Source organism: Candidatus Nitrospira salsa, assembly GCF_965152625.1.
In genome coordinates, this window is the sequence record NZ_CBCUCO010000002.1 from 1,967,357 (window position 1) to 1,990,829 (window position 23,473).

Annotated in this window: 20 protein-coding genes; 13 read left to right on the forward strand and 7 right to left on the reverse strand. The window is 47.9% G+C overall.

Annotated features, from left to right (window positions below; all coding sequences use genetic code 11):
- Positions 1-106: 106 nt before the first annotated feature.
- A complete protein-coding gene (locus ACWQXP_RS10800; RefSeq protein ID WP_454062827.1) occupies positions 107-1,138 on the reverse strand; it encodes a FecR family protein in 1,032 nt (343 codons plus the stop codon).
- A 470-nt stretch (positions 1,139-1,608) separates the two neighbouring features.
- Between ACWQXP_RS10800 and ACWQXP_RS10805 the strand changes: the two genes are divergently transcribed.
- A complete protein-coding gene (locus ACWQXP_RS10805) occupies positions 1,609-2,556 on the forward strand; it encodes an energy transducer TonB (protein WP_454062828.1) in 948 nt (315 codons plus the stop codon).
- Between the two features lie 128 nt (positions 2,557-2,684).
- Complete coding sequence (locus ACWQXP_RS10810; RefSeq protein ID WP_454062829.1) at positions 2,685-4,028, forward strand: PepSY-associated TM helix domain-containing protein; 1,344 nt, start codon at positions 2,685-2,687, stop codon at positions 4,026-4,028.
- A 35-nt stretch (positions 4,029-4,063) separates the two neighbouring features.
- On the opposite strand, the gene ACWQXP_RS10815 is transcribed toward ACWQXP_RS10810, so the two are convergent.
- The gene (locus tag ACWQXP_RS10815) at positions 4,064-4,690 is read right to left on the reverse strand and encodes a class I SAM-dependent methyltransferase (protein WP_454062830.1); all 627 of its coding nucleotides are present in this window, start codon (positions 4,688-4,690) and stop codon (positions 4,064-4,066) included.
- Between the two features lie 37 nt (positions 4,691-4,727).
- Between ACWQXP_RS10815 and ACWQXP_RS10820 the strand changes: the two genes are divergently transcribed.
- Positions 4,728-4,868 carry a hypothetical protein gene (locus ACWQXP_RS10820; protein ID WP_454062831.1) on the forward strand — a complete coding sequence of 47 codons (141 nt, stop codon included), beginning with the start codon at positions 4,728-4,730 and terminating at the stop codon, positions 4,866-4,868.
- On the opposite strand, the gene ACWQXP_RS10825 is transcribed toward ACWQXP_RS10820, so the two are convergent.
- Positions 4,858-5,325 carry a DsrE family protein gene (locus tag ACWQXP_RS10825; protein ID WP_454062832.1) on the reverse strand — a complete coding sequence of 156 codons (468 nt, stop codon included), beginning with the start codon at positions 5,323-5,325 and terminating at the stop codon, positions 4,858-4,860. The two genes, ACWQXP_RS10820 and ACWQXP_RS10825, sit on opposite strands and share 11 nt — an antisense overlap.
- 167 nt (positions 5,326-5,492) lie before the next feature.
- Here ACWQXP_RS10825 and ACWQXP_RS10830 point away from each other — a divergent pair, with 167 nt between their 5' ends.
- Complete coding sequence (locus tag ACWQXP_RS10830) at positions 5,493-6,692, forward strand: hypothetical protein (protein ID WP_454062833.1); 1,200 nt, start codon at positions 5,493-5,495, stop codon at positions 6,690-6,692.
- 424 nt (positions 6,693-7,116) lie between these two features.
- Here ACWQXP_RS10830 and ACWQXP_RS10835 read toward each other — a convergent pair whose 3' ends face one another.
- Positions 7,117-7,482, reverse strand: coding sequence for a VOC family protein (locus tag ACWQXP_RS10835; RefSeq protein WP_454062834.1), 366 nt, complete (start codon positions 7,480-7,482; stop codon positions 7,117-7,119).
- Between the two features lie 241 nt (positions 7,483-7,723).
- On the opposite strand from ACWQXP_RS10835, the gene ACWQXP_RS10840 reads away from it, so the two are divergent.
- The 7 genes from ACWQXP_RS10840 to ACWQXP_RS10870 all read left to right on the forward strand — a co-directional run bounded on the left by ACWQXP_RS10840 (position 7,724) and on the right by ACWQXP_RS10870 (position 14,850).
- Positions 7,724-8,824 (forward strand): hypothetical protein, encoded by a 1,101-nt coding sequence (locus ACWQXP_RS10840; protein ID WP_454062835.1) that lies wholly within the window; start codon positions 7,724-7,726, stop codon positions 8,822-8,824.
- A gap of 4 nt (positions 8,825-8,828) precedes the next feature.
- The gene (rmuC, locus tag ACWQXP_RS10845; protein ID WP_454062836.1) at positions 8,829-10,244 is read left to right on the forward strand and encodes a DNA recombination protein RmuC; all 1,416 of its coding nucleotides are present in this window, start codon (positions 8,829-8,831) and stop codon (positions 10,242-10,244) included.
- A gap of 109 nt (positions 10,245-10,353) precedes the next feature.
- Complete coding sequence (locus ACWQXP_RS10850; RefSeq protein ID WP_454062837.1) at positions 10,354-11,355, forward strand: zinc-dependent alcohol dehydrogenase family protein; 1,002 nt, start codon at positions 10,354-10,356, stop codon at positions 11,353-11,355.
- Between the two features lie 57 nt (positions 11,356-11,412).
- Positions 11,413-12,015, forward strand: coding sequence for a hypothetical protein (locus ACWQXP_RS10855; protein WP_454062838.1), 603 nt, complete (start codon positions 11,413-11,415; stop codon positions 12,013-12,015).
- A 614-nt stretch (positions 12,016-12,629) separates the two neighbouring features.
- On the forward strand, positions 12,630-13,034 hold the full coding sequence (locus tag ACWQXP_RS10860; RefSeq protein WP_454062839.1) for a response regulator: 405 nt from the start codon (positions 12,630-12,632) through the stop codon (positions 13,032-13,034).
- 293 nt (positions 13,035-13,327) lie between these two features.
- Positions 13,328-13,705: a hypothetical protein gene (locus ACWQXP_RS10865; protein ID WP_454062840.1), complete on the forward strand. Its 378-nt coding sequence runs from the start codon at positions 13,328-13,330 to the stop codon at positions 13,703-13,705.
- Between the two features lie 401 nt (positions 13,706-14,106).
- Entirely contained in the window at positions 14,107-14,850 is a 744-nt protein-coding gene (locus ACWQXP_RS10870; protein WP_454062841.1) for a DUF4197 domain-containing protein, read from the forward strand.
- An 81-nt stretch (positions 14,851-14,931) separates the two neighbouring features.
- Here ACWQXP_RS10870 and ACWQXP_RS10875 read toward each other — a convergent pair whose 3' ends face one another.
- Entirely contained in the window at positions 14,932-15,330 is a 399-nt protein-coding gene (locus ACWQXP_RS10875; RefSeq protein ID WP_454062842.1) for a hypothetical protein, read from the reverse strand.
- 60 nt (positions 15,331-15,390) lie between these two features.
- Between ACWQXP_RS10875 and ACWQXP_RS10880 the strand changes: the two genes are divergently transcribed.
- Positions 15,391-16,371 (forward strand): metallophosphoesterase, encoded by a 981-nt coding sequence (locus tag ACWQXP_RS10880; RefSeq protein WP_454062843.1) that lies wholly within the window; start codon positions 15,391-15,393, stop codon positions 16,369-16,371.
- On the opposite strand, the gene ACWQXP_RS10885 is transcribed toward ACWQXP_RS10880, so the two are convergent.
- Positions 16,368-18,086, reverse strand: coding sequence for a TIGR03545 family protein (locus tag ACWQXP_RS10885; protein ID WP_454062844.1), 1,719 nt, complete (start codon positions 18,084-18,086; stop codon positions 16,368-16,370). The two genes, ACWQXP_RS10880 and ACWQXP_RS10885, sit on opposite strands and share 4 nt — an antisense overlap.
- Before the next feature lie 917 nt (positions 18,087-19,003).
- Here ACWQXP_RS10885 and ACWQXP_RS10890 point away from each other — a divergent pair.
- On the forward strand, positions 19,004-20,245 hold the full coding sequence (locus ACWQXP_RS10890; protein ID WP_454062845.1) for a DEAD/DEAH box helicase: 1,242 nt from the start codon (positions 19,004-19,006) through the stop codon (positions 20,243-20,245).
- A gap of 231 nt (positions 20,246-20,476) precedes the next feature.
- On the opposite strand, the gene ACWQXP_RS10895 is transcribed toward ACWQXP_RS10890, so the two are convergent.
- A complete protein-coding gene (locus tag ACWQXP_RS10895; RefSeq protein WP_454062846.1) occupies positions 20,477-23,215 on the reverse strand; it encodes a response regulator in 2,739 nt (912 codons plus the stop codon).
- Positions 23,216-23,473: the final 258 nt, after the last annotated feature.

Genomic DNA, 23,473 nt, shown 5'->3' on the forward strand with positions numbered 1-23,473 from the left:
GACCTGGTCTTGAGATTTTTTCAGACAGGAGGATCAGTGGTGCCCAAACCAACCTCACGATCACAACAGATAAAGGGCACGACACAATTGAATATGGAGAGATTTTTTAGGTGTGAGCCTTGCGTTCTAAGATGACATGCTGAGGCGTGATGTAGCGTGCGCGAATGGAAAGCGTCTTATCCAAGGCTTGAAAAAAGCTCTGCAGGTGATCAATACGAAATTTTCCACTGACCGGTATGCGGCCAAGGCTGGGATCCTGCAATCGAATGTCTGCGATGCCATAGCGCGACCATTCGTCAATGACTTCCTTGAGGGGTTTTGCCTCAAAGTAGAGTTGCGCTTCCGTCCAGGCCAGGACCATGTCCCGGTCGAACGATTGGATGGAAGACATCAGACCTGAAGCCTGGTACACCAACTGATCACCCTGCCTGAGAATTTTTGATTTCTGAGTTGAGCGAATGTCCGTCCCTTCTTTAATCTCCACCTCAACAACCCCTTCAAGCACTGCCACGTTGACATTCGTGGAAGACTGTCGGATAAGAAACTGCGTGCCGATATCTTGGATCATCCCGTTTCCAGCATACACCGTGAAGGGTCGTTGCTGATCATGCGCGACGGTAATGAGGACTTCTCCTTGCTGCAATTTGACGACACGTTCATCATCGGAGAGTTGGACGATGATCTGCGAATCGGTATTCATGAAGATGGTCGAGCCATCCGCGAGATTGATGGTCCGTTGTTCGCCTTTGACCGTGAGATACGATTCTTCAGAGACAAATGAGTACGGCCACCACCAAACGCTCAAGACAAAGACCACCAGCGCCACAGTCAGGGCTGCGGGCAATCGCCAACTTCGAGTCATGCCCAGTGAAGGCAAGGCCCAGCCCTTCCGGATCTGAGCTCGCGGTCGCGATGAGACACGATATTTCTCCATCACTTGAGGACTCAACTGATCAAAGTCTTTCCACATGGCTGAAACCTGCTCATATTCCTTGCGATGCACGGGATTTTCCCGTAGCCAGGATTCATGACGCTGCAGGTCGTGAGCCGTCGCTTCCTCGGATTGGAGATGAAGAAACCAGCTAATCGCTTGATCCCGTGGCGATTGAGGATCCCGTTGTTCTTGGCCTTCGTTCATACGTGTTCGAGCGAAAACGAATGTTGCATTAACTAAGAATGCTCTATCTGTATGACGAATGAATCCGTCGAGATCTACCACAACAGAGAGAGTATTTTTGACTTTCCTTGAGAAACCTTTCGTCATTTCCTCCTTTTACATCTAAAAACAGATAGACTTTAAATCTTAAAAATTTAAATAAATCAATACCTTAAATGTCTCAATTCATTAATTTTGATAAAGATATCCATTATCATTGTTTTTTCATAGCATTGCATATATAGTAGCGGCTCATTTGATGAAATATCATAAAATCGGCAACCGATTCGTTTTTTCTTTCGTTCAATTTACTCATTCATATTCAACATTTTCATACATTCACCTTTTCATGAATTCATCTTTACCTCTTTATGAACCAGGCAACTCTACGTTCCGATAATCGGCAGCACCAAAGATCCACGATTCGAGCACGATCTCGACGACGCGCACACATGGCTTGGGTTCTTTCGCTCTTGGCTCACGGCTGCGTGTTAACCGCGATCGGAATCTTGCTGAACATTGAATGGGTCAATCCTACGCAATCATCCTTCGCCTGGAAGGTTCAATTTGTTCAACCTGATCTGCCAGCACCTCTGGACACACCCAAACAGCCCTCCTCACAGCTTGTCCGCAAACGAACGGTTGATGCAGCACCACCTCCACAACACCTGGTTCAAAGAAAACGGCACACGTCACACCGTCATCGTCAAATGCGTGCCCGATCGGGACAACAAGGTTCAGTGCCAATCCCCTCGCCTGCTCGTCCCACGTTTAGCGACACCTCAACTTACGCCCAAATTCCCCATGAGACAGTGAGGCCTTCTCCTCCGGCACGATTCAAAAAAGAAGCACAGTTGACTGCACATCTCACGTCGCCCCGCCCCACCTCAAAACCGGGCCTTCTTCCTCAAACTGATAGACCTCAACCCGACAAAATCCTATCGCAATCATCTAGAGCTACCACAGATCATTCATGGAGTGAAGGGACACGTCAGGCAACACAGCAAGCCCCAGACTTTTCCGTAACGGGACAAAAGGCTCTCGCTCCTGCAACCGATCCTCAAGTCTTGAAACCGGCACCGACTCGGGCGCACACCCCGCAACAAGCTGATTTTGGGTGGCTGGTTGCGACCCTGCATGAAAAAGTTCAACGGTTAAAACAGTATCCCACTCGCGCCAAACGTCGAAGCCTGGAAGGGCAAGTGATGATCCGCGCGACCATCACAAGCAGCGGACTCCTCGGCAACCTGATGATTGAACAATCATCAGGCCATCACCTTTTGGATGAAGATGCGCTGCAGACCGTCAAGCAAGCGTTTCCCCTTCACCTTCAGCACCGATTGTATCAGCCTCAAATCGTCCTGCTTCTGCCCATCAATTACACACTCCAAAATCTCTAGTTTTTCAACTTTTTCTAACCGTTATTTTCGAAAAAAGGTCAGGATTTGGCCGACTCCTTCGTCTTCTCTATAGAGGTGTTCTGTGCACCCGCGCCTTTCTTCAGACATCCATCCATGGTGAACCAATCATGATACGCCGCCCGACATGGCTGCTGATCCATCGCTACATTGGGCTTGTGATGGCCTTTTTCTTGATTATTTCTGGCATCACCGGCAGCCTCTTGGCATTCTACGACGAGTTGGATGTCGCGGCGAATGCGCAGGTCATGACCATCACACCGCCATCTCCTGACGCTCAACCGTTGGACCCCTTACTCCTGCGTGAACAAATTCAAGCGCGTTATCCAGCAAACTTGGTTTACTGGGTGACTCTTGCTCTCGAACCAGGTCAGACGTGGACCTATTTTTTGGAAGGCCTCCCTGATCCGGATACCGGCGAACGTGTAGACGTCGAAAACGACACACTCTTCGTCAACCCGTATACCGGAGAGGTGCTGGGCGCACGAAGGTGGGGGGACATCAGACAAGGGCTCACCAATCTGATGCCCTTTATTTACCTCCTGCACTATAGTTTAGCACTGGGCACGGTTGGGGAGTATCTCTTTGGCATTGTCGCCTTGCTGTGGACGTTGGATTGCTTTGTCGGAGCCTATCTCACCTTCCCCGCCCCGGCGCGTGCGCATGGGAACCTCAACCCTCAGATCCCTTCCTCTAGGAACTACCGCAAAAAACACTGGTTGGCCCGGTGGTGGCAATCCTGGACCGTTCGGTGGAAACGCGGCACCTACAAAGTGAACTTTGATCTGCACCGCGCCGGTGGACTGTGGCCATGGGCGATGCTGCTTGTGCTGGCCTGGTCCAGCGTCGGCTTTAATTTAATTGAAGTGTATAAACCTGTGATGGGCGTCTTCTTCACCGGCCAGACGCGGACGGAACACATACCCGATCTCGCCAAGCATCAACCGACCCCTCCCATTCCATGGACTCAGGCGTTGGTGATCGGGCAAGGACTGATGGCGACGGAAGCCCGCCGTCAAGGATTCGAAGTGCTGACAGCCAAGGCTTTGTCGTATGACCCTGAGAAGGGTTTATACCGGTATATCGTCAAGAGTGACCGAGATATTGCTGATCATGGCGGTGCCACTTCGATCTGGTTCGATGCCACGACAGGGAATCAGCGAGCCATCTACCTCCCCACTGGTGCAGCAAGTGGCGACACCGTCAGCAATTGGCTGTTTGCGCTGCATATGGCAAAGGTAGGCGGGGTGGCCTTTCAAGTTTTTGTGAGCGTGATGGGAATAGCCGTCGCGATGCTTTCCATCACCGGCGTCGTCATTTGGTGGAAAAAGAGAACCTCACGGCAGCAGTATCAAATCCGTCAGACAAAAACCTCTCCCCTTGAGTCTTCACATCCAAGTCACCCATCAATTGAATGGGAATCAAGTGTCGCGAGAAAACAATCACTGCTGTAATCTCCATCCGTCCGTGCTGGTGACTCTTATTTTTTTCAATAAGGTCGTGTGGCGAGAAGATTAAGCCAGGAACCTTTGCGTTCTTGATGTTTCACGCGCTCAATGGAGACAATGTTCCAGGCGGCCGTTTGGACCACGCGCTTCAACTCTGACTTATGCCATTTCGCGAGATACCGGCCAGCAATCCACTGCTTTTGAGGAACACCCACTTCACGACCATACATGACGGTGATCGCCAGCCAGCCGCCCGGCTTGGTCAAGGACAACAATCTTCGGAATAAGGTCCGGGCCTGTGCTTTGGGTAGATGAATGACCGACGCTGCTGCCCAGATTCCATCAAAGACTTGTGACGGAAATGGCAACCGTCGCATATCCGCCTGAACCACCGGTAAGCGGGGGGCGCGTGCTTTGGCGGCTTGAAGAAACGACCAGGTGAGATCAGCTCCACACACATGAAACCCTTGCCGACGTAGATAGCGAGTGTCCTGACCCGGCCCACACCCGACATCTAATAGCAATCCGGCCTTCGGCATGCGAGCGATCAAAGTATGTAAGTGTGGCGGTACCTTGTACCGACGGGCGTTCCATTCGTGAAGATAGATATCGTGCTGTGCTTCGTAGGCTTGGACTGTTCGCTGCGTTGGAGTCAGTCGAGTGGCCATGACATCTGAAACAGGAAGGAAACGTAAAGGAATAAGGATGGATGGACTGCAAAGCCACTGTCGCTCGCATCTCGTGAAAGACTGTGTAGCCTTTCGACGAGATACGGTTCACGCTTGCGCGCCGGAGCGCTGCAGCGCGCAGGCACGAGCGACAAACCTGACAGCCCTTACGGCTTAATGTAGATGTACCCTGCCTTTTGCAAGTCAGCAATACGCTTCACCGCCACGGGATGTTCCGTTGGGGTAAACCCTGCCACCAGTTTTTCCAGTGGGGTGCCAAAGAGTTTCATCGACACTTGGCACATTTCTGCACCGACTCCTTGGTCGATTACAGTCTTGAGCTTCGCCTTAAGATCCGGATCTACAGTATCCGCTTCAAAAAGCGGGAGCGCAGGCCCATGAACGACGAGTTTGATATCGATCTTATCCGGCCCACCTTCCGCCTCAATATGTTTATTGATAAGGGCCAGGGCATACTTGGCCGTTGCCAAGTCATGTCCATCAACATGATAGACCACTTTGGTCTTCTCCGTTTCTGCAACGGCCACACTCGAGAATACGCCCGGACTCAGCAACAGGATGCTGAGACTCAGCAATACGAATGAATACATTCGCCGCCGTTGTAAGATTCCCATGATCGCCTCCTTCACCATAATGTAGAATAACCGTCTAACTGCATGCATGCTGCCTCCATTATCACAGCTTTATCAAGACATGAGCAAACAGCGACGACTTGCCGGAAGGATGACTGCCTTTGCTACAATTTCTTACACGTTCATCCCAAGCCATGAGGAGAACACGTATGTACATGCCACTTGCACAATGTAAATATCAAATTCTTTTAGTCAGATTCCTGAGATACACAATGATAAGTGTCTCAACCATTGCATGGCTTGTGTGTTCTGCCACTTTCACCTTTGGCAACGAAAAACATGCTCACACACCCCCACTCACGACAACGACCACCGGCCACCATGTTCCAGGAGCCACGTTTCAAGTGTTTCTCCAGCCTGGCAAAGGTGCCGCCGAGGACATCGTATTGGACAAATCGGTTGCTGACGATGCCGTCCAAACATTAGTAGATGCCTTGGGCACCATGATCCAACAACGCCATCACTATCCAAGATTCGATGAAGCCGTTAAAAAAAACGTTCTCAAGAAAGTCGTCATCGAACCCAAAGTCTTTAATCGTTTTGTCAAAGAATTTCCGTTTCTCGTAGCACGGACAAGCCAACCAAAACAGGTCGTCCTACTCGTCAACGCTTTGAAGCTTAAAGAGGAAGGCTATCTCAATCATTTCGAAAAGCTCATCCCGCGTCTTGAACGAGAGTTTCAATGGGTCTTGAGCAAAGCCGCTACGCAACCAAAACCGAAAAAAGTCTCCATTCAACGAGACCTCGTCCATGCCCCAATTGAGACAGTCAAAGAAATCAAATCGATGTCCGGGGATGAACGGGAACAAGCGATTCAGGCGCTCTTTGAATCGTATCTCGTCACGATCGATGACTATCAAAGCCTCATGCACCAACCGGCCTACGATGTTGGCTCGACACAACTCATAAAACCTGCCCAGCCAGATTCCACCGTGAAGCTCTATGACATTCGGATTCGCGAAGCGCTTCAGTTACTCGTTCGCGAGCCTTCCTTTATCGAGCATACACCTAAAGCAGTGAGGAATTTATTAAATGGCCGAATCTGGAATGTGTCGTTTGTGAAAATCGACTCACGTGAGTGGGCGACAAGAACGCGAGTGGCACCAAAAGATAAGTCCGTGGTGGTTGGAAAGAATGAGACCTCTATTCAACCGGCAAAAATCTTAGTGAATTACCATCGGAAAGCCATACCGGAAGATCCGTATTATACGGAAACACAAGGTCTGCCCATGGGTGCGCTATCAGCCCATCAACTCGCTCGCGTCATCGCCCTGGAAATCGAAAAGAACATCACCGATAAATCCATGCGCGGCCATGTCGCACAAGATGAGCAGACAGCACCGGAGTAGGTAACCCTGCGCCAGCAATACCAACATACGTGCCAAAATTCACGCTAATCACATCAACTGGCAGCTGGCAGGGAAGAGTGTAAATTCGAGTCTGACCCCTAAAAAACTATAAATAACAAAGCTCCAACGTCTTTCTTCGATTCCTGACGAATGATGACCCACAGAAGGCTAAACGTGCCGAAGCCCTCTTTCGCAAGGCCATCAGAGGAGAAATTGTTTTAGCAACCAGCCTTTTATTCGTCACCGAAATCGTCTGGACTTTAGAGTCGTTTTATTATCTCGACAAGCAAGAGATTGCATACAAGGTAGAGAAATTTTCAAACACTCCGCATCTAGAGTGCACCGATTACACCATAAAATTTGCGCACACAACAGCTGATTTTCATAATAGGCCTCATAATCAATATCTCCTTAGCGCCTCAAACTATGACTTTCGTTTATGGATGATGAGGCCATTGCCATCGGGGTCGGCAATCACCGCCATATGACAGACTTTGGTTTCAAATGGTTCAATGCTAAACGTCACATGCTGAGTTTGTAACTCTTGTATGGCTTGCTCAAAATCCTCGACTTCTAACGAGACGGATGGCCCGTCAGCTGAAGGCTGCCATTCTTTGGCTACATTACTCAACGCTAAAACTGATTGTCCGATTTGGTATTCCACCCAAGCCGTTTCTTCCGTACCATTCACCCAGGATGGAACAAGTCCTAAGACTTCTTCATAGAACGTTCGTGCGCGAGGTAAATCGGTCACAGGGTATCCCGTAAACGCTATTTCGATTACCTTCATAAATCTCTCCTCAGTTGAAGATTCATTGATAATAAACAACTCTACACTGCACTATAGGATAGGCAATTTGATTAGGTATAGCCATAGCTCCTCTATCCTATTGGGTTTACAAGTTTGTCTCAATGGAGGAATTGATCGACGGCGTCTCATCAGTTATGGTTCAGAGATATCTGAATAATGCACTCTTTGACACAAATCAACCAGCTCTCATTCACACGTCACAATATCGATACGATCATCTATGCATATTGAAAAAGGCACCTGCTTAGCGATATTTGCCTATGATATCGGAACCGCCATTGACTTAGATCAAGCCGACCAGCGTATCACGGCTACCAAAAAACGCGATCGACTCAAACGACAACGTTCTGCCCCGCAGTATTTTGATTATCGGCCTCCACCACTCCGCATCAGCGAAGATGTGGAATCCTTGCAAATTGGAGATGCCTTCACACGACCTTCTGTCGATGTCGTCTTGTATGACTTTGGTGCCGTTTCTGTTATCTACTCTATTCCTCTCCAGGGTTCATTTGAGGCGCTGCTCCCACTCAGTGAAGCACTCTATGAAAATGCGCTGCTGCTCGATGAGTCTCGGCAACGAGTCAATCTTCTTGTCAAGACCATTGCCTCGGCCGTTGAAAAACCAAGTATTGCTTCCTTTGTCGAAGATTACTTGATCTTTCACATCGAGGCGACTCAGCCGATCTTCACCGCAACCGATATCGTCACGACTTTGAGTCCAGCGATCGCTCAAATTCTTCGCTGTGAACGCGAGCCCTTATCCGAACAAGAAGTGCATGACTCAACTTCATACCATATTGCATTTGGGAAAAATGACATTTCCTTCATTGATTGGAATGGCGCGTTGATCTATGGAGAGGAGATGGAGGATGTCTGTGCCGTGCTCGAATTCGCCAATGTTGAACTTCTTGAACGACGATATCTGGACGACCAATTGGATACGGCATTGGATCAAGTCTATGAATCGCTCACCAAATATCAGTGGCAACACTTTCGCTGGCCAGGCTCTTTTCATACCGATCTTCGTGGAATCGGACAACTGCAAGTTGATAGTGCCATCCTGTTTGAACGTGTCACCAATGCGTTAAAATTGCTCGGCGATCAATATCTGGCGCGCGTGTATCGTCTGACCTCTCAGCGTTTCCATTTAGAGGGATGGGATGCCGGCATTCATCGAAAACTCGAAACTATTGCCAGCGTGTACGAAAAACTGGCTGATCAGACCGGGAACCGCCGCATGGAGGTTTTAGAATGGATCATTATTATTCTGATTGCGGTATCCATCCTTCTCCCGTTTATTCCAGGATTTCCAGGATACTAAATTGATGCTGCCCATTCCTGACTGGACGATTCTTACCATGACCTTTTTGGCCGGAGCATGCGTCGCCTGGCTCATTACGAGTACACGAGTGAAAGCCTCGATGACGTCTGCCCTGAGCCACGAAGAGCAGCAACGGGCAGCCGCAGAGTCACGAATTGAGGAACTGCGTCAACAACTCACGGCGATTCACACTGAATGTCATCAGACTCGTGAACGCTTTATGGACAGTGAGGCTGCGAAAATTTCTGCTGAGACCAAGTATGAAGAAGCCACTCGTCATCTTGCTCAGCAACATTCGCTCCTGGAAGAAACAAAATCCACACTCTCAAATACCTTTCGCTCACTGGCCGCAGAAGCTCTGGCAGGAAATAACACCGGGTTTTTGACCTTGGCGGAAGAGAAATTCAAGGCCTTACGAGAAGAAAGTTCCAATGATCTCGAACAGAAAAAAATGTCGATCGACGCACTTGTTCAACCTCTCACACAACTGCTCTCCACGTATCAACAGGAAACCAAAGCACTTGAAGACAAGCGACTTCGTGAACTGAGTACCGTAGGCGAACAATTACGACAAGTGGCGCTCACTCAGTCAACCTTACATACCGAAACCGCAAAACTCGTCAACGCACTCCGTTCACCACAAGTCCGAGGTCGGTGGGGTGAAATTGCCCTTCGCAAAACAGCAGAACTAGCGGGCATGTCTGCACATTGTGATTTCATTGAACAAAAAAATGTCACAACCGCCACCGGTCATCTTCGTCCTGACATGGTGGTCAAACTTCCAGCACAACGGGAAGTCGTGATCGATTCTAAAGTACCATTTAGCGCATTCCTCGAATCGCTTGAAGCCACAAACGAGGATGAACGCAACCGTGCGCTCTCGCGCCATGCGGCGCAAGTGAAACATCATGTCAATCAACTGTCTTCTAAAGAGTACTGGGACCAGTTTCAGGCCTCTCCAGAATTCGTCGTTTTGTTCATCCCTAACGATTCATTTCTGGCTGCGGCGGCTGAACGAGACCCCTCACTCATTGAATCCGCCATCAGTAAAAATATTGTCATCGCGACGCCAACGACGTTTATCGCATTACTCAAAGCCATCGCCTATGGATGGAAGCAGGAACAAATCACGGAAGATGCCGAACGCATTAGTACCCTAGGGCAGGAGCTTTCAGAACGCTTGGGAATCTTAGTGGATCATTTCTTGAAAATTGGTGGATCGCTTGGCAAGGCGGTCGATGCCTACAATGCGTCCGTGGCATCCCTGGAAAGCCGCGTACTGCCTACGGCACGAAAGTTTCAACAGCTAGGAGCCGGCAGCAAAAAAGACATCGATGACCTTCGACCCATCGATCATATTCCTCGCACCGTGGCATCGACACAACACGAGACAGAGGTTCCAGACCGATACACACCGTAACTGTTTCACTTCTTATGAAGGGAGGATCGTGAAGCGTCCTTCTTGTCTCGCAAGAATCCTTTTTGTATTGATACGGAATACGAGATACGCTTCACGAGAAACGAACCTTATGAAAGCCATGCTCCTTAAACAAGAAGATGATGTCTCCGGAGCACCTCTTCGCCTTACGGAACTTCCTGATCCTCACCCCGGCTCAGGGCAAGTTCGAGTCAAAGTCCAGGTATGTGGCGTGTGCAGGACCGATCTTCATATCGTTGAAGGCGAGTTACCACGTTCAACCCGCCCCATTATCCCAGGGCATGAGACGATTGGCATTGTCGATCAAGTTGGCCCACAGGTTCACCACCTGAAAGAGGGAGACAGAGTCGGCATTGCCTGGCTTCAAGACACCTGCGGACACTGTGAGTTTTGCTTGAACAACCGGGAAAATCTTTGTTCACAGGCTCTCTTCACAGGCTATCACGTCCATGGCGGCTACGCGGAATATGCGTTGGTTTCGGAACAATTTGCGTATCCCATCCCCTCTATATTTAGCGATGAAGAAGCTGCGCCATTACTCTGCGCTGGCATAATTGGGTATCGCGCGTTACGTCGCAGTCACATCAAGCCCGGTCAACGTCTCGGACTCTATGGATTTGGTGCATCCGCGCATATCACCATTCAAATTGCCCGGCACTGGGGTTGTTCAGTCTATGTCTGTTCGCTTCGCGAGGAACATCGTGCCCTTGCTCGTCAGCTGGGAGCGGTTTGGGTTGGCGAAGCCGCAGAAGGTCCTCCTGATACTTTACACGGCGCAATCCTATTTGCACCCGCAGGGGAACTTGTCCCGCCAGCTCTTCGGGCTCTTGAGAAAGGCGGCACACTCGCGTTAGCCGGCATTCATATGAGCGCGATTCCACAGCTTGACTATATACAAGACTTATTTCATGAACGGACGATTCAAAGTGTCACGGCAAATACGAAACAGGACGGGTTAGATCTTTTCCAAGAGGCGTCAGCCATTCCCATCAGAACGCATACCCAAACATTTCCATTAGAGGCTGCCAACCTCGCCCTACAAAAATTGAAAGCTGGAACCATTCAAGGTGCAGGAGTCTTGACGCTGCCATAATGCAGAGGTATCTTTTCAGCAGAAATCGCTCAATGTCCAAACATATCGAAATCGGCTATGATTAAAAAAATGGATGTTTCGGTTAAGACTGGAAGGGGGAATCAAATGGGTGATCGACAGTTTCAATGTTTCTCAATACCAAGCACCAGCAATCAAACTAATTTCATGACCAGAGAACCGGACTACCTTTGGATGTTGACCTTCAGTTTTTTGAGTTTCATGATCCTGTTTTCCTATACGCAATCTTTCGCCGATGACGCCGCAACGGATGTCACAGAATCGACATTGATCGTGCCATACACTGGCTCCATCCTCAAAGGCCCGCTTAAATTTCCTCTCTATAAAGGCAAAGGATTTGAATATTTCACCGCCGGGGTCGGCTTGGAAGAACGCCAGGTGACCTATCCATCGTATCCGGTCAAGTTGATTCTTGTGCAGGATGGAGGAGCATTTTTATCAAACGTTGCAATTACCGTCCATCAGCTGGATGGACCGGTGACATTTGATATCCCTGCGACTCATGTCGAAGGCCCATGGGTCTTCCTCAACATTCCCACTGGGACCTATGTGCTCAAGGCGATGAATTCTCAACAGCAACTTATTGAAAAACAGATTGACGTTGTAAATAATCAACAGAAGATTATCCACCTACGCTGGTAAGATTGGCCGCGCACATAGGCGTGGGATCCAACTTGTACCAGCTCCACACATCTCCGAGATCCGCGACCATCATTACCTGCAGACTCGGCCTGACTCTCTGAACGAAAGAGTATGCTAAACTCCTTCACATCGGTCATCCGCGCACGTTAACTCACCCCCTGCCCTCCCTGACACCTCGCGCCTCCCGTTCATTAGAAATTTTTAATGTGGGTCTAATCTGAAACTTAGATCTCATTGATAGGATCCACCCATAAGCTAAGGAGGCAAGCATCATTATGATTAACGATACAAACAAAGCAAATGTGAGTCAGTATACGTGTTCACGGTGTCAGGGCCTCATGGCTCCAGAATCATGCTTCAATTTGCATTACGATGCAGGAGAAATGGAGATATTGACTTGGCGTTGCCTGCAATGCGGAGAGTTGATCGATCCGGTCATCCTCCAAAATCGCTCAAACCCTCTTCCCAACGCCGAAAGAAGAAAACCGCGTCCGATGTTACCAAGCGTACAACGAACATCAAGATCGAAATCGCTGACGGCTCACCCGTGTGAGAAATCATAGTGTGCAGTGAAAGATAAACGTTAAATAGTCATAACGACATTGAGAAATAGAATGGCACATCGCATCCTTATAATTGATGATAATGCCGACATTCGATGGATATTATCTGACCTACTGGAATCGCACGGATTTCGTTGCGAAAAGGCTCAAAACGCGATAACAGCACTCTCGATGGTTCAAAATTCTGACTTTGACCTCATTTTGACCGACTATCAGATGCCGAAGATGAACGGATTGGAGTTGCTTCAGCAACTTTCCGCATCGTCGAGGACTTCATCTATACCCGTGATCATGATTACGGCGTTTGGGAGTGAGACACTTGAGTCTGACGCACAACAGGCAGGAGCCTGCGCTGTGCTTCGGAAACCAATCGATTCGCGTGAACTTCTGACAACCGTCACGCAAACAATCGAAAAAACACTACCGCCTCACTCTAGCCCATGTCAGTGTCGATAACATGAGAAAGAGAGCCGGAAATGTTTCCCTGAGTCGCTTCGGGATACCATCCCACCACAATTGGTTACCCACGACCAAAGATTTAGGCAAGCGCTTCCGCCTCTCCCGTTTTCGGGCAAGGTTTTATAAAACTTCGATTGACGCCTGTCGCTATTTCAACCGCTCAAAGGCCGAACGATTTGAATATGAAAACCAGACTATTCAGACAGAGACGCATTAATCATCGTCCTCTCGCGCGTTCTATCTTGCTATCATTTCTCATATTCTTCCTCTCCCCATTAATGATTGAAGTTGTGTTCTCCCAAACGATGCTCACCTCTACACCGATGAGTGAGGATGAGGCCATTCAGCTAGGTGAAGAGTTTGGACTGATCGTTGGCGAGGTTGATGAAGAACTTCGAGCATACCTCGGGCTTGAACGAGCAGAAGGCGTCGTGGTGTTTGAAGTGATTGGGGGAAAACCCGCAGATCTCGCGGGAATCAAAGCGCGATCACTCATTAAAGAAATCGACTCCCATGATATTCATACCTTAAAAGAGTTTGGCACGGCCCTCAAAATAGCACTAACAACAGAGAATTTCAGCTTAGCCACATATGAACCAGCTGACCCGACAAACCAAGGCCTCACTGGTGGTGTCCACTTTCACTTCGTCCGCGTCAAAAAAACTTAATCCCTGACATTTACGCCTCGTTGCCCATCAAGGCGTGTCTTCCCATACGACTTTCCTTTCTAGTACGAAGTTTTCTCAAGTCAGAGTATTCTTTAAATCTCTTGCAGAGAAAGAACAATTGCCTCGAGCCCTGCAACACACTACACTATAGCGAATACAAATAAGTACCAGCTGAGGGATGTCAACCAACTCTGCGCGATTACTCATTTCCAACATGTGGAAGGTTATACCCGCTTGGATGTACTGATAATGCTTGACGACTCATATCACGTATTGGATATCAACATTGGACAAGTTGAAGCTTTATCGTTTCGGTATAACTGAAACGGCTATTGTGTGAATGCACATTCTTTTTTTGAATGTAACCGGGTTTCCCCACCCGACTCTCATGGAGGACTGTCATGATCGAACCTCGACTCATCCTGAGCCTCTTACTGTGCCTTATTCCAAATATTTCTTTTGCGCAATTCGATCTCTTGGACAGCCTGAAAGAAAAGACAATCGAACAGCTCGGATCGTCAAGTAACAAGACTCTAGGAAATGACAAGATTATATCAGGCCTCAAAGAAGCCTTATCCGTTGGTACGGATAATACCATCAATCTCACGGGCAACCTTAACGGGTATCTCAAGAATGACGCCATCAAAATCTTACTACCAAAACAATTACAGGCCATGGATAAAGGGCTGCGCGTCGTCGGGCTTGGGCCTCAAGTCGATGAATTCGTCGTTGGGATGAATCGTGCCGCCGAGGAAGCCGCACCATTAGCCAAACCTATCTTTCAGGATGCCGTCAAAGAGATGTCGGTAGAAGACGGAAAAGCCATCTTAAATGGCGGAGACACCGCAGCGACTGATTACTTCAAAGGCAAGACCAAGGATAAGCTGACCGAAGCATTTACCCCAAAAGTTCAAGAAGCCATGGACAAGGTGGGAGTGGCCGCGCAGTACAAAGCACTCGTTGGCCGCTATACATCCTTACCTTTTGTTAAGGCTGAACAGTTCGACCTCGATCAGTACGTGGTCGGAAAAAGTTTGAATGGTTTGTTCTATACGCTTGCGCAAGAAGAACAAAAAATTCGAACCGATCCTGCAGCCCGCGTCACCGATCTATTGAAAGACGTATTCGGGAAACAGGGAAACTAGATTTGAGCGATCGACTCCGTCCTGCGTTCCTAGTCTCGGATTGCGCAGAAGAATGTTAAGGCTCAATCATACGAAACGGAGTTAATTGTGTTCAGGCGAAGAAGAATCGGAGTCCGCTGGATTAAAATTTTTGAGGCGGTCAACAAGAGGTTGAGCTTCCGGAGTTGACGATCTTGTTGGCTCGCTCGGGGGATGGCTCCACGCAATGTGCGTGATGTGATGCTCTTCAAACGTTTGACGAATGACGATAACCATGGCATCGAGCGTGACTTCATCACTTTCACGAAGATCAAGGCGACGTTCTTCACTCTTCTCAGGCGGAGGAGTTTCGTGAATCAAAGCCCAACAACGGTTAAATAATGTTTCTCGAACAGCGACCGGGATTGTAAGTGATTCCAGATCAGACGTGGACAAAGCTAACACCATGAGCACGAACTGCAAGTCAGGTAAGCCGGGGTTTTGAACGTCGAGTGTTTGCATTGGGTTATGTTATCGTTGATCGTCCAGTTTTGACAAGAGCCCAAATCACGAAATTCTGAAATGGAATCAAAAAAACTCTCCTATATACTTGATCGTATCGGTCCACACCATGCGAGTAGACGCCTCGAACTTCAGACAATCCATTCGGCCATTCATTCCGGCCCCACGGGATTACACATAAGCTTTGAAAATTTGGATCAGGTAGGACCGTTACTGAAAGGTCTACTCAAAATCAGTGGACTATGGACCAGAGCTGTACGTAATTCGCTTGATTATGAGGTCGTTGAAAATCCCGTCAGCTTACCGCACTTACCTCAGTTATTTCATGGATTCCGGATTCTTCACCTTTCAGACCTCCACCTTGAGGGCATCGCTGACCAAGGCAAAGCCCTGCACGAAACGATCACGCAACTCGAGTACGATCTCTGCGTCATCACTGGAGATTACCGACTGTTAACCTACGGGGATTATCAAACGACCCTGGACTGCCTGACCCCGCTGGTGAAACACATTCAGTGCCACCATGGCATCATCGGGATACTGGGTAACCATGATTTTCTAGAGATGGTTCCCGGATTAGAAAATCTTGGCATCCAAATGCTGCTCAATGAAGCCATTCCCATTCAGCGTGGCACGGAAACCATCTGGATGGCGGGAGTTGATGACGCACACTGGTATGAAGTGGCCGATCTCCCCAAAGCCTTACAATCTGTGCCAAAGGACAATCACCTCGTTCGAATTCTCCTAGCACATTCTCCAGAGATTATTGAAGAAGCCGCTCAAGCTGGCATTGAGCTCTATCTTTGCGGTCATTCACATGGAGGACAAATCTGTCTGCCCGGAGGAAGGTCAATCATTGTCAATAGTCGATGCGCACGAGAATACACTTCTGGAAAGTGGAAGCACCAACAGATGCAAGGCTATACCACTCGAGGGGTTGGGACGTCATTACTCCCCGTTCGTTTGTCTTGTCGACCTGAACTTGTTATCCATCGTCTCATCTCCGATGATTCCCCTCGCAACATTTCTGGACAACCTTAAAACGGTAACTTAATCCCACCCGGAAGGATAGACTTCGGCACGCTCTTCTTCAGAAGGTCTTCTAACACACTGTTGTATTGGGCGACACGAGTAGTTAAGTCACCACCAATTGAGCCAAGGCTTCCAAGATTTTGTTGTAATTGCTGAATCGGTTCTTTGGTTTTGGCTATGAGAGCGGCTTGGAGATCTTGTTTAAAGCGAGCCGCGACATCATTCACCATTTTCCCTGCCGCGTTCTGTACAATCTTATCAAGGTCAGACTCGAGTGCCACATTATAATGCTCAACCGTACCGGTCACATTAGCCTTGATAGATAACTGAGAAATATCCGAAATTGCCTTGCGTAATGACTGCGTGAGTGGACGAGTATCCTGTTGAGAACCCGCAGAAATCTTCAAGCCTGTCAGCTGTCCCGTCCCTTGGGCATCCAAAGCCTTTCCTTTCAGGGAAGCCGTCACCGTGATATCTGCAGCACCGTCGTTCAACGATACCGGTAACTTCTCATCCTTCGATAAGACAATGTCTTGAAGCCTAAAGTCTTTCGCGGCAAACTTCATATGGTCTGAGGATTGAGCCGGCTGACGGTGATCAAGCGTCCCTTCCAGCATGAGAGACGTCACACCTTTCAACTGTTCTCCGCTAAACGCAAACGTCAGCGGCTGACCAAATATCGCCTGTTCAGGCGTGATATTGCGAACTGTTCCGGCAAGATCTCCAACATCAAGCTGTAGCGACACCTTGGCAAGACGAATCAAAAAGTCCACGCCCGGGTCGTCAGCAGACGCTGGAGTCTCAGATTCTTTGGCTTCTTGACCCTGTTCGAGATACGGTTTCAATCGTTCATACCATGACACTCCCTGCTGCACCCACGCTCCAATATGCGATCCGAGAAGTGACTGACTCAGATTGGCAAGTCCTTCCGGAGAGAGATTATATTTTTCCTGAAGATGCTGAATATCACGTTGTGGTGCAGATTTAATCTGAGCCAACCGTGCTTTCAACAGTTCAGCCTTCTCTTCAAATTGCTTTTTGGCACTGCGAACTTGTCGAACGTCCACTTCAAGCTCTTCCTTCAAAGATTGAACTTTTTCGACCCCACTCAACACTCCGCCTATTCCACCTTTCACAGACTTTTTTACTTCTTTGACGCGTTGCTTATACTTCGACACCTGTTTTTTCCCCGGTAATTTTTGTAACCGTTCTTTCCAAATCTCTCGTTCTTGCTGAATATCGGCTTTCAACGCTTCAATTAGTTTCATCGTCTCCAAATCTTCTTTTTCCAAAATCTCTTTCACATTGGGAATTTCAAGGGCTGGTAACGAAATTGCGAACTGACTATCCATGGCATTCGTGACTGTGGCATTCCGAATGGCACCAGAAGTTGATCGTTCTGTCCCGAACCTCACTCCCTCAACCGCCATTTCATCGATGATCACCTGACGCCACAACAATGGCAACACATCCAACCCCATGGCCATTCGAGCAATATCAACAGCATTCGTCATCGGCTTATCAGGATTCGTCACTTGCAAGCGAGTCAGTGTTAAGCCAGAAGGAAACACACTCAAATCCGCTTCATCAAGCTCGACCATCGCTCCAACAATTTCTGTCCCTTTGGCTTCAATGATGTTTTCAACAATCATATCAACAAAAAATATCCAAAAGACGACAAGAAGCACGGTCAGAATGAATACGAACCCGAGACTCCATTTCATGAACTTCTTCATCCGTTCATACTCCCTGGTAAAATCAATCCTTCAAACATGTTGTAATGTAAATGGACACTGTGATAATCCGTGATACCCAATGTCCCCCAAGTCGGTCTAAGCAAAACAGCCTACCGTGACTACCGCGTCAGACTCGAATGAGCCATGCCTTTAATTATAGCGAATCCAATGGCTGGAAAGCCTTACACCCTTCACTGGCTTCCACCCTCGTTCTTTCAATAATCCATCTGACCTAGGGCTTAGATGTGTCCAAGTCCAGTGAATGAGGAAAGGAAGCCTAGGCGACGGTTGTTGCTCCCCCTCAGATGATTGAAGCAGCAACAAAGGTTCCTTCTTTGGTTCCTCTTAACGTCTTGTTTACAAGTCGCCTAGGCGACGGTTGTTGTGTAACCAAGTGCACCCCAATAGGCAACTTTGCTTGAAAGCCGTGCTGTCTCTGAGATATAGGTAGAAGGTCGCCTCGCAGCATAAGACTACGTTTCAAACATCTGAAGTTATGTGAAAAACGGCTATAGGCCACGACCGCTCTACTCCATCAGAATACCGCTCAAATACGTACCTGTCCAATATCATTTGCACAAATTTACGCACACGATAATCTAAAAGACCGCACGTACCCTGGAAACCCAGGGCACGTGCGGTCAAGCCCTCCGTACCTATGGACAAATGGAGTCCATACTCCAAGTCGCCTTAGGCAGGAAATGTATACTGTATTCACCTCTTACTTTAACGTGAAAATGTGAAAAACAAGCCTCGGAACGCCTGGAGAAGCCAGGCGCTTCGACGTATAATGGTTTCAGGTATAGACCCGCGCGTGATCCAGTCCAAAGCAGTACCATAACGTTCGAAACGGTTGAGCTCTTTTCAGAGGCTCAACCATTTTTCAGAAGCCAGATGAATACGCTATGAAGTTTGAAAAGTATCCTATTTCAGAAACCATCAAACAGAATCTCGCCCAACTGGGATTTGTACGAACCACAGACATTCAATTCAAAACTATTCCTTCGATCATGGACGGTGAAGATGTGTTGGCCATTGCACAAACTGGAACAGGAAAAACCGCCGCCTTCGCCATCCCTATCATTCATCAAATCGATTACAGGAAGAACAGTAAACGCTCGTATGGTATTCAATGCATCGTCATGGTTCCAACCCACGAGTTGGCAATGCAAATTGGTGACGTGTTCACGAAGCTCTCGAAACAAACCAAAGTAAAAACATTCGCCATGTATGGCGGGATCGAACAAGACCCGCAGATTCAAAAATTGCAAAGTGGCCTCGACGTGCTGATTACCACACCAGGTCGATTATTTGATCTCATCCATCAAGGATACGTTGACGTCAAACGCGTCGAAACTCTGGTCCTTGATGAAGCCGATCATATGCTCGACCTCGGCTTCATTAAAGATATTCACGCCATCAAACGAATGCTCACCCAACAGCATCAGACCTTGTTTTTCTCAGCCACGATAAATAAAGACATTAAAAAACTCGCTTATTCGCAAATCAGGCATTCGGCAATCCGAATTCAAGTTTCGCCCGAAAATCGTGTTTCTAAAAATGTCACGCACTATGTGATGTTTGTCGAAATGGATGACAAACGGTTTTTCCTTGAACGATTTATGACCGATAATCCAGAAAGTCGGGTGATCGTATTTGTGAGAACACGAGTCCGCGCCGAACGGGTCGCCAAAGCAATGGGACGTGTTGGGATCGAAACGATGACGATTCATGGAGACAAGGATCAACACGATCGTGCCGAAGTGATGAACGCGTTCAAGGCGGGATCCTGCCGGACGTTAATCGCCACCGATGTCAGTGCACGGGGCATCGATATTCCGGACGTTCATTATGTCATTAACTATGATTTACCCGATAAGGCGGAAAACTACGTCCATCGCGTTGGGAGAACCGGTCGAGGCATCAACAAGGGCATTGCGCTTTCGTTCTGTAGCAAAGAAGAAAAAGTCCGTCTTGAGGAAATCCAAGGGTTCCTCGACAAACCAATCGACGTCATCAAAATTGCAAAAGAAGATTACGCCTTCACGCTTCAACACCCGAGTGGGGAGCATAGCTTAGAAGAATTGATGGAAGAAATGAACGAATGGGAAAAGAACAAAAAGAAGAGGAGAAAGAAAAAAGCTTAAGAAGAAAAGTGTAAGATCAATAGCACCACATGTGTTCAGAAAATTTCCTTTAATAAGTTATTGTCAATTCTAATAACTTCCAAGGTTTGAAGTATTAAATACCGCGAAGATAATCTGAATGGAGCACATGGATAGTAATTGGATTCGCTATCATGTCTGAATGGTGGCTGGACAAATCGATTCGATTCAAACGCATTGTCCATCGTGACAACAGGACAACAGTCCATACCTTTAAACACCAGCTTTCTGCAGTTGCGTTTTCGGTAACCACTTCATGACCATATTCGCTAATTCTTGAAAATTGATTGGCTTTGTCACATAATCATCCATTCCAGCAGCAAGACACTTATCACGATCACCTTGCATCGCATTGGCCGTCATCGCAATAATTGGCACGCCCTGCGTGCCGCGTTGCTCGACGCTCATCTCTCGTATCTCGTCTGACGCTTCACGTTTCACGTTTAACGCCTCGCGCGCGCGAATTGCCTTCGTCGCTTCATAACCATCCATTTCCGGCATCTGACAGTCCATCAAGACCAGGGTATAGGGCACTCGTGATACGGCTTCGACAGCTTCGTGTCCATTCCCCACGACATCAGTCCGATATCCCAAACGCTCTAACATCATGACGGCAAGTTGCTGATTCACACGATGATCATCAGCCACGAGAATCCTCACGGCACCTCGAACGATCGCGTCTGTCGATTTTTTTGAATCGGCAAATGGGACGAGCACAGACTCAGGCTCTTCCTGTTGATAGCCCATGACCGTGGCCAAAGAGTCATGGAGTACTTGCTTACGAATGGGTTTGGTCACATAGCCGTCGAACCCAGCATCACGAGAGGCAATACCATCATCTCGTTGTCCCATAGAAGTCAACAGGAGCAAACGCACAGACCTGATGGATGGATTGGCCTTGATGGTCCGTGCGAAGGTCAAACCATCCATTTCAGACACCTTCATCCCTACGATCGCGAGATCGAATGGATCGTTCTCCCGTTCTGCCTCCTGCAGAACACTCAATGCATCCGTCGATGTTTCGACCGTCACACACTGTATTCCCCATTCTTCGGCATATTTCGCCAAAAGGTCACGACTGCCTCGATGTTCATCGATGATACACAGACGAAGCTTTTGAAATTCGACTTGGTGAGAAAGAGCCGCTTGTTCTGGTTGGGTCTCAAGTTGGATCGTCATCCAAAACGTACTTCCCTCATTCAGAATACTCTCAACTCCAATCTCACCGTTCATCCGCTCGATAAGCTGTTTGCTGATAGCAAGACCAAGGCCTGTCCCCCCGTATTTCCGTGTGGTCGAACTATCCGCCTGACTAAATGAAGTAAAGAGTTTGGCTTTGCCCTCAGGACTGATGCCGATTCCTGTATCCGATACTTCTATACGAAGGACGACAAATTCTGTCGTTTTTTGAAGAAGCTGAACCTGCAATGAAACTTCTCCCTGTTCAGTAAACTTAATGGCATTGCCAATCAGATTCAGCAAAATTTGGCGCAGACGACCAGGATCTCCACGAAGATCAACAGGAACATTCACAGAAACATGCCCAAAGAGTTCCAGGTTCTTTTCTGCCGCTTTGCTTGAGACTAATTCCAACGTTTCTTCAATGGACGTTCGAAGGTTGAAATCGATCGTTTCTAATTCAAGCTTCCCGGCTTCAATCTTCGAAAAATCAAGAATGTCATTGATAATCGTCAACAATGCTTCACCAGAACTCCGCACGGTGTCAGCCAGATGATGTTGTTGAGAAGTGAGCGCTGTCTCAAGTAACAGTCCTGTCATACCAATAACCCCATTCATCGGAGTTCTGATCTCATGGCTCATGGTCGCAAGAAATTCACTCTTCGCTCTCACGGCGGCTTCCGCCCGGTCCATGGCCTCAAGAAGTTCGAGTTCGCTACATTTGCGTTTCGTAATATCAATAGAATACACACGAATGGCTTCAAAATCTGGCATATAGGTAATTTCTTGCTCATAGATGACATGATCCATGTAGATTTCGCGAACATATGACTGTTGCTGACCTGACTTCAATTTCCCAATAATTGATGGCAAGTCATGAATCAGTGGATGTGTCTCTGCATCATGACTCTGCTCTTCAAAAATGGTTCGCGCAGCAGGATTCATGTACCGCATGTGCCCATCGCCATTCACTTCGATGATAGGATTGGGATTGCTTTCAGGAAATGAAGCCAAGCGCCGTAGCTGGGCTTCTCCTTCCAACTTAGCCTTCACGGCCTGTTGAGCTTCCTCTCGTGCTCTCTTCAGTTCCTGTACTTGGGAAGAGATCTTCTGTGACAAGACCATAGCCACACACAGAAAGATGAAGACTCCCATTCCTCCAAGGCTCAGCACTTCGTTCCATCTGTTGGCTAAGGACTCCTCAACATTGTCAAAGAGGCGATCAACTTCCTCCTGAATGAGAGCATGAATCTTTGCTTGAGATTGATAGATATCTTCAAAGACAACGTCTATCTTATCTTTGAGCATTGCACGTTCCTGAAGCAGACGTAACAGATGCTCGCGACGATCTGCTTGGACAGCATTTTGATATTCAACTTCCCATTTATCTGCTAGGACGACAAAGGCCTTAAGATCTGCAGACACGGCTTCTAACCCAAGCAACGTGTTCCGAAATTCAGGCTGTTGACTGGCCTGAGATTGCACTCGAAGAAAACCCTGCAGTTTGTCAATGGCATCGACCTTCCCATTCTTTATATCTTGAATATCGAACAGTGAGATCATTTGTATTCGCACGTCTGTCAAATGTTTCTGAATGTTCTCCCTGGATCCATGTAAGGCATTCTCTTGGGCTTTCACTTGCGTTCGAGCATCTTTCACTTGCCCAAGCGCAAAGTGAATCAAGCTCACAGCATAAAGACCAAACGCAAAAGCCAACCCCACGAGTACCCACACCATCAAGTGAATTCGATATTCATCTTTCAAAACGTTCATAACGTGCTGCATCCTGAATTCACAACCCAACGAAAGACATCACACGATATTCATTGAAATCATACGAATTCGTAAAACGTGAAGTACGTAAACTTCCAATGTAGGATTTTTCAATGACAAGACGGCTCTCGGGCAATGCGCAAACCGGTCAATTATTCATATGGCCAAAAGCACATAACCGTTCTCTGACTGTTCGTCTGAGTCAAGGGAACATTCATTAGTCATTATCGAAACAATAGCGTCAAAAATTAAGTCTAA

Excerpts from the sequence above, each read along its gene's own strand:
- ACWQXP_RS10800 (WP_454062827.1), bottom strand. The coding sequence starts at position 1,138 with ATGAACGAAGGCCAAGAACAACGGGATCCTCAATCGCCACGGGATCAA.
- ACWQXP_RS10805 (WP_454062828.1), top strand. The coding sequence starts at position 1,609 with ATGGCTTGGGTTCTTTCGCTCTTGGCTCACGGCTGCGTGTTAACCGCG.
- ACWQXP_RS10810 (WP_454062829.1), top strand. The coding sequence starts at position 2,685 with ATGATACGCCGCCCGACATGGCTGCTGATCCATCGCTACATTGGGCTT.
- ACWQXP_RS10815 (WP_454062830.1), bottom strand. The coding sequence starts at position 4,690 with ATGGCCACTCGACTGACTCCAACGCAGCGAACAGTCCAAGCCTACGAA.
- ACWQXP_RS10820 (WP_454062831.1), top strand. The coding sequence starts at position 4,728 with ATGGATGGACTGCAAAGCCACTGTCGCTCGCATCTCGTGAAAGACTGT.
- ACWQXP_RS10825 (WP_454062832.1), bottom strand. The coding sequence starts at position 5,325 with ATGGGAATCTTACAACGGCGGCGAATGTATTCATTCGTATTGCTGAGT.
- ACWQXP_RS10830 (WP_454062833.1), top strand. The coding sequence starts at position 5,493 with ATGTACATGCCACTTGCACAATGTAAATATCAAATTCTTTTAGTCAGA.
- ACWQXP_RS10835 (WP_454062834.1), bottom strand. The coding sequence starts at position 7,482 with ATGAAGGTAATCGAAATAGCGTTTACGGGATACCCTGTGACCGATTTA.
- ACWQXP_RS10840 (WP_454062835.1), top strand. The coding sequence starts at position 7,724 with ATGCATATTGAAAAAGGCACCTGCTTAGCGATATTTGCCTATGATATC.
- rmuC (WP_454062836.1), top strand. The coding sequence starts at position 8,829 with ATGCTGCCCATTCCTGACTGGACGATTCTTACCATGACCTTTTTGGCC.
- ACWQXP_RS10850 (WP_454062837.1), top strand. The coding sequence starts at position 10,354 with ATGAAAGCCATGCTCCTTAAACAAGAAGATGATGTCTCCGGAGCACCT.
- ACWQXP_RS10855 (WP_454062838.1), top strand. The coding sequence starts at position 11,413 with ATGATTAAAAAAATGGATGTTTCGGTTAAGACTGGAAGGGGGAATCAA.
- ACWQXP_RS10860 (WP_454062839.1), top strand. The coding sequence starts at position 12,630 with ATGGCACATCGCATCCTTATAATTGATGATAATGCCGACATTCGATGG.
- ACWQXP_RS10870 (WP_454062841.1), top strand. The coding sequence starts at position 14,107 with ATGATCGAACCTCGACTCATCCTGAGCCTCTTACTGTGCCTTATTCCA.
- ACWQXP_RS10875 (WP_454062842.1), bottom strand. The coding sequence starts at position 15,330 with ATGCAAACACTCGACGTTCAAAACCCCGGCTTACCTGACTTGCAGTTC.
- ACWQXP_RS10880 (WP_454062843.1), top strand. The coding sequence starts at position 15,391 with ATGGAATCAAAAAAACTCTCCTATATACTTGATCGTATCGGTCCACAC.
- ACWQXP_RS10885 (WP_454062844.1), bottom strand. The coding sequence starts at position 18,086 with ATGAAATGGAGTCTCGGGTTCGTATTCATTCTGACCGTGCTTCTTGTC.
- ACWQXP_RS10890 (WP_454062845.1), top strand. The coding sequence starts at position 19,004 with ATGAAGTTTGAAAAGTATCCTATTTCAGAAACCATCAAACAGAATCTC.
- ACWQXP_RS10895 (WP_454062846.1), bottom strand. The coding sequence starts at position 23,215 with ATGAACGTTTTGAAAGATGAATATCGAATTCACTTGATGGTGTGGGTA.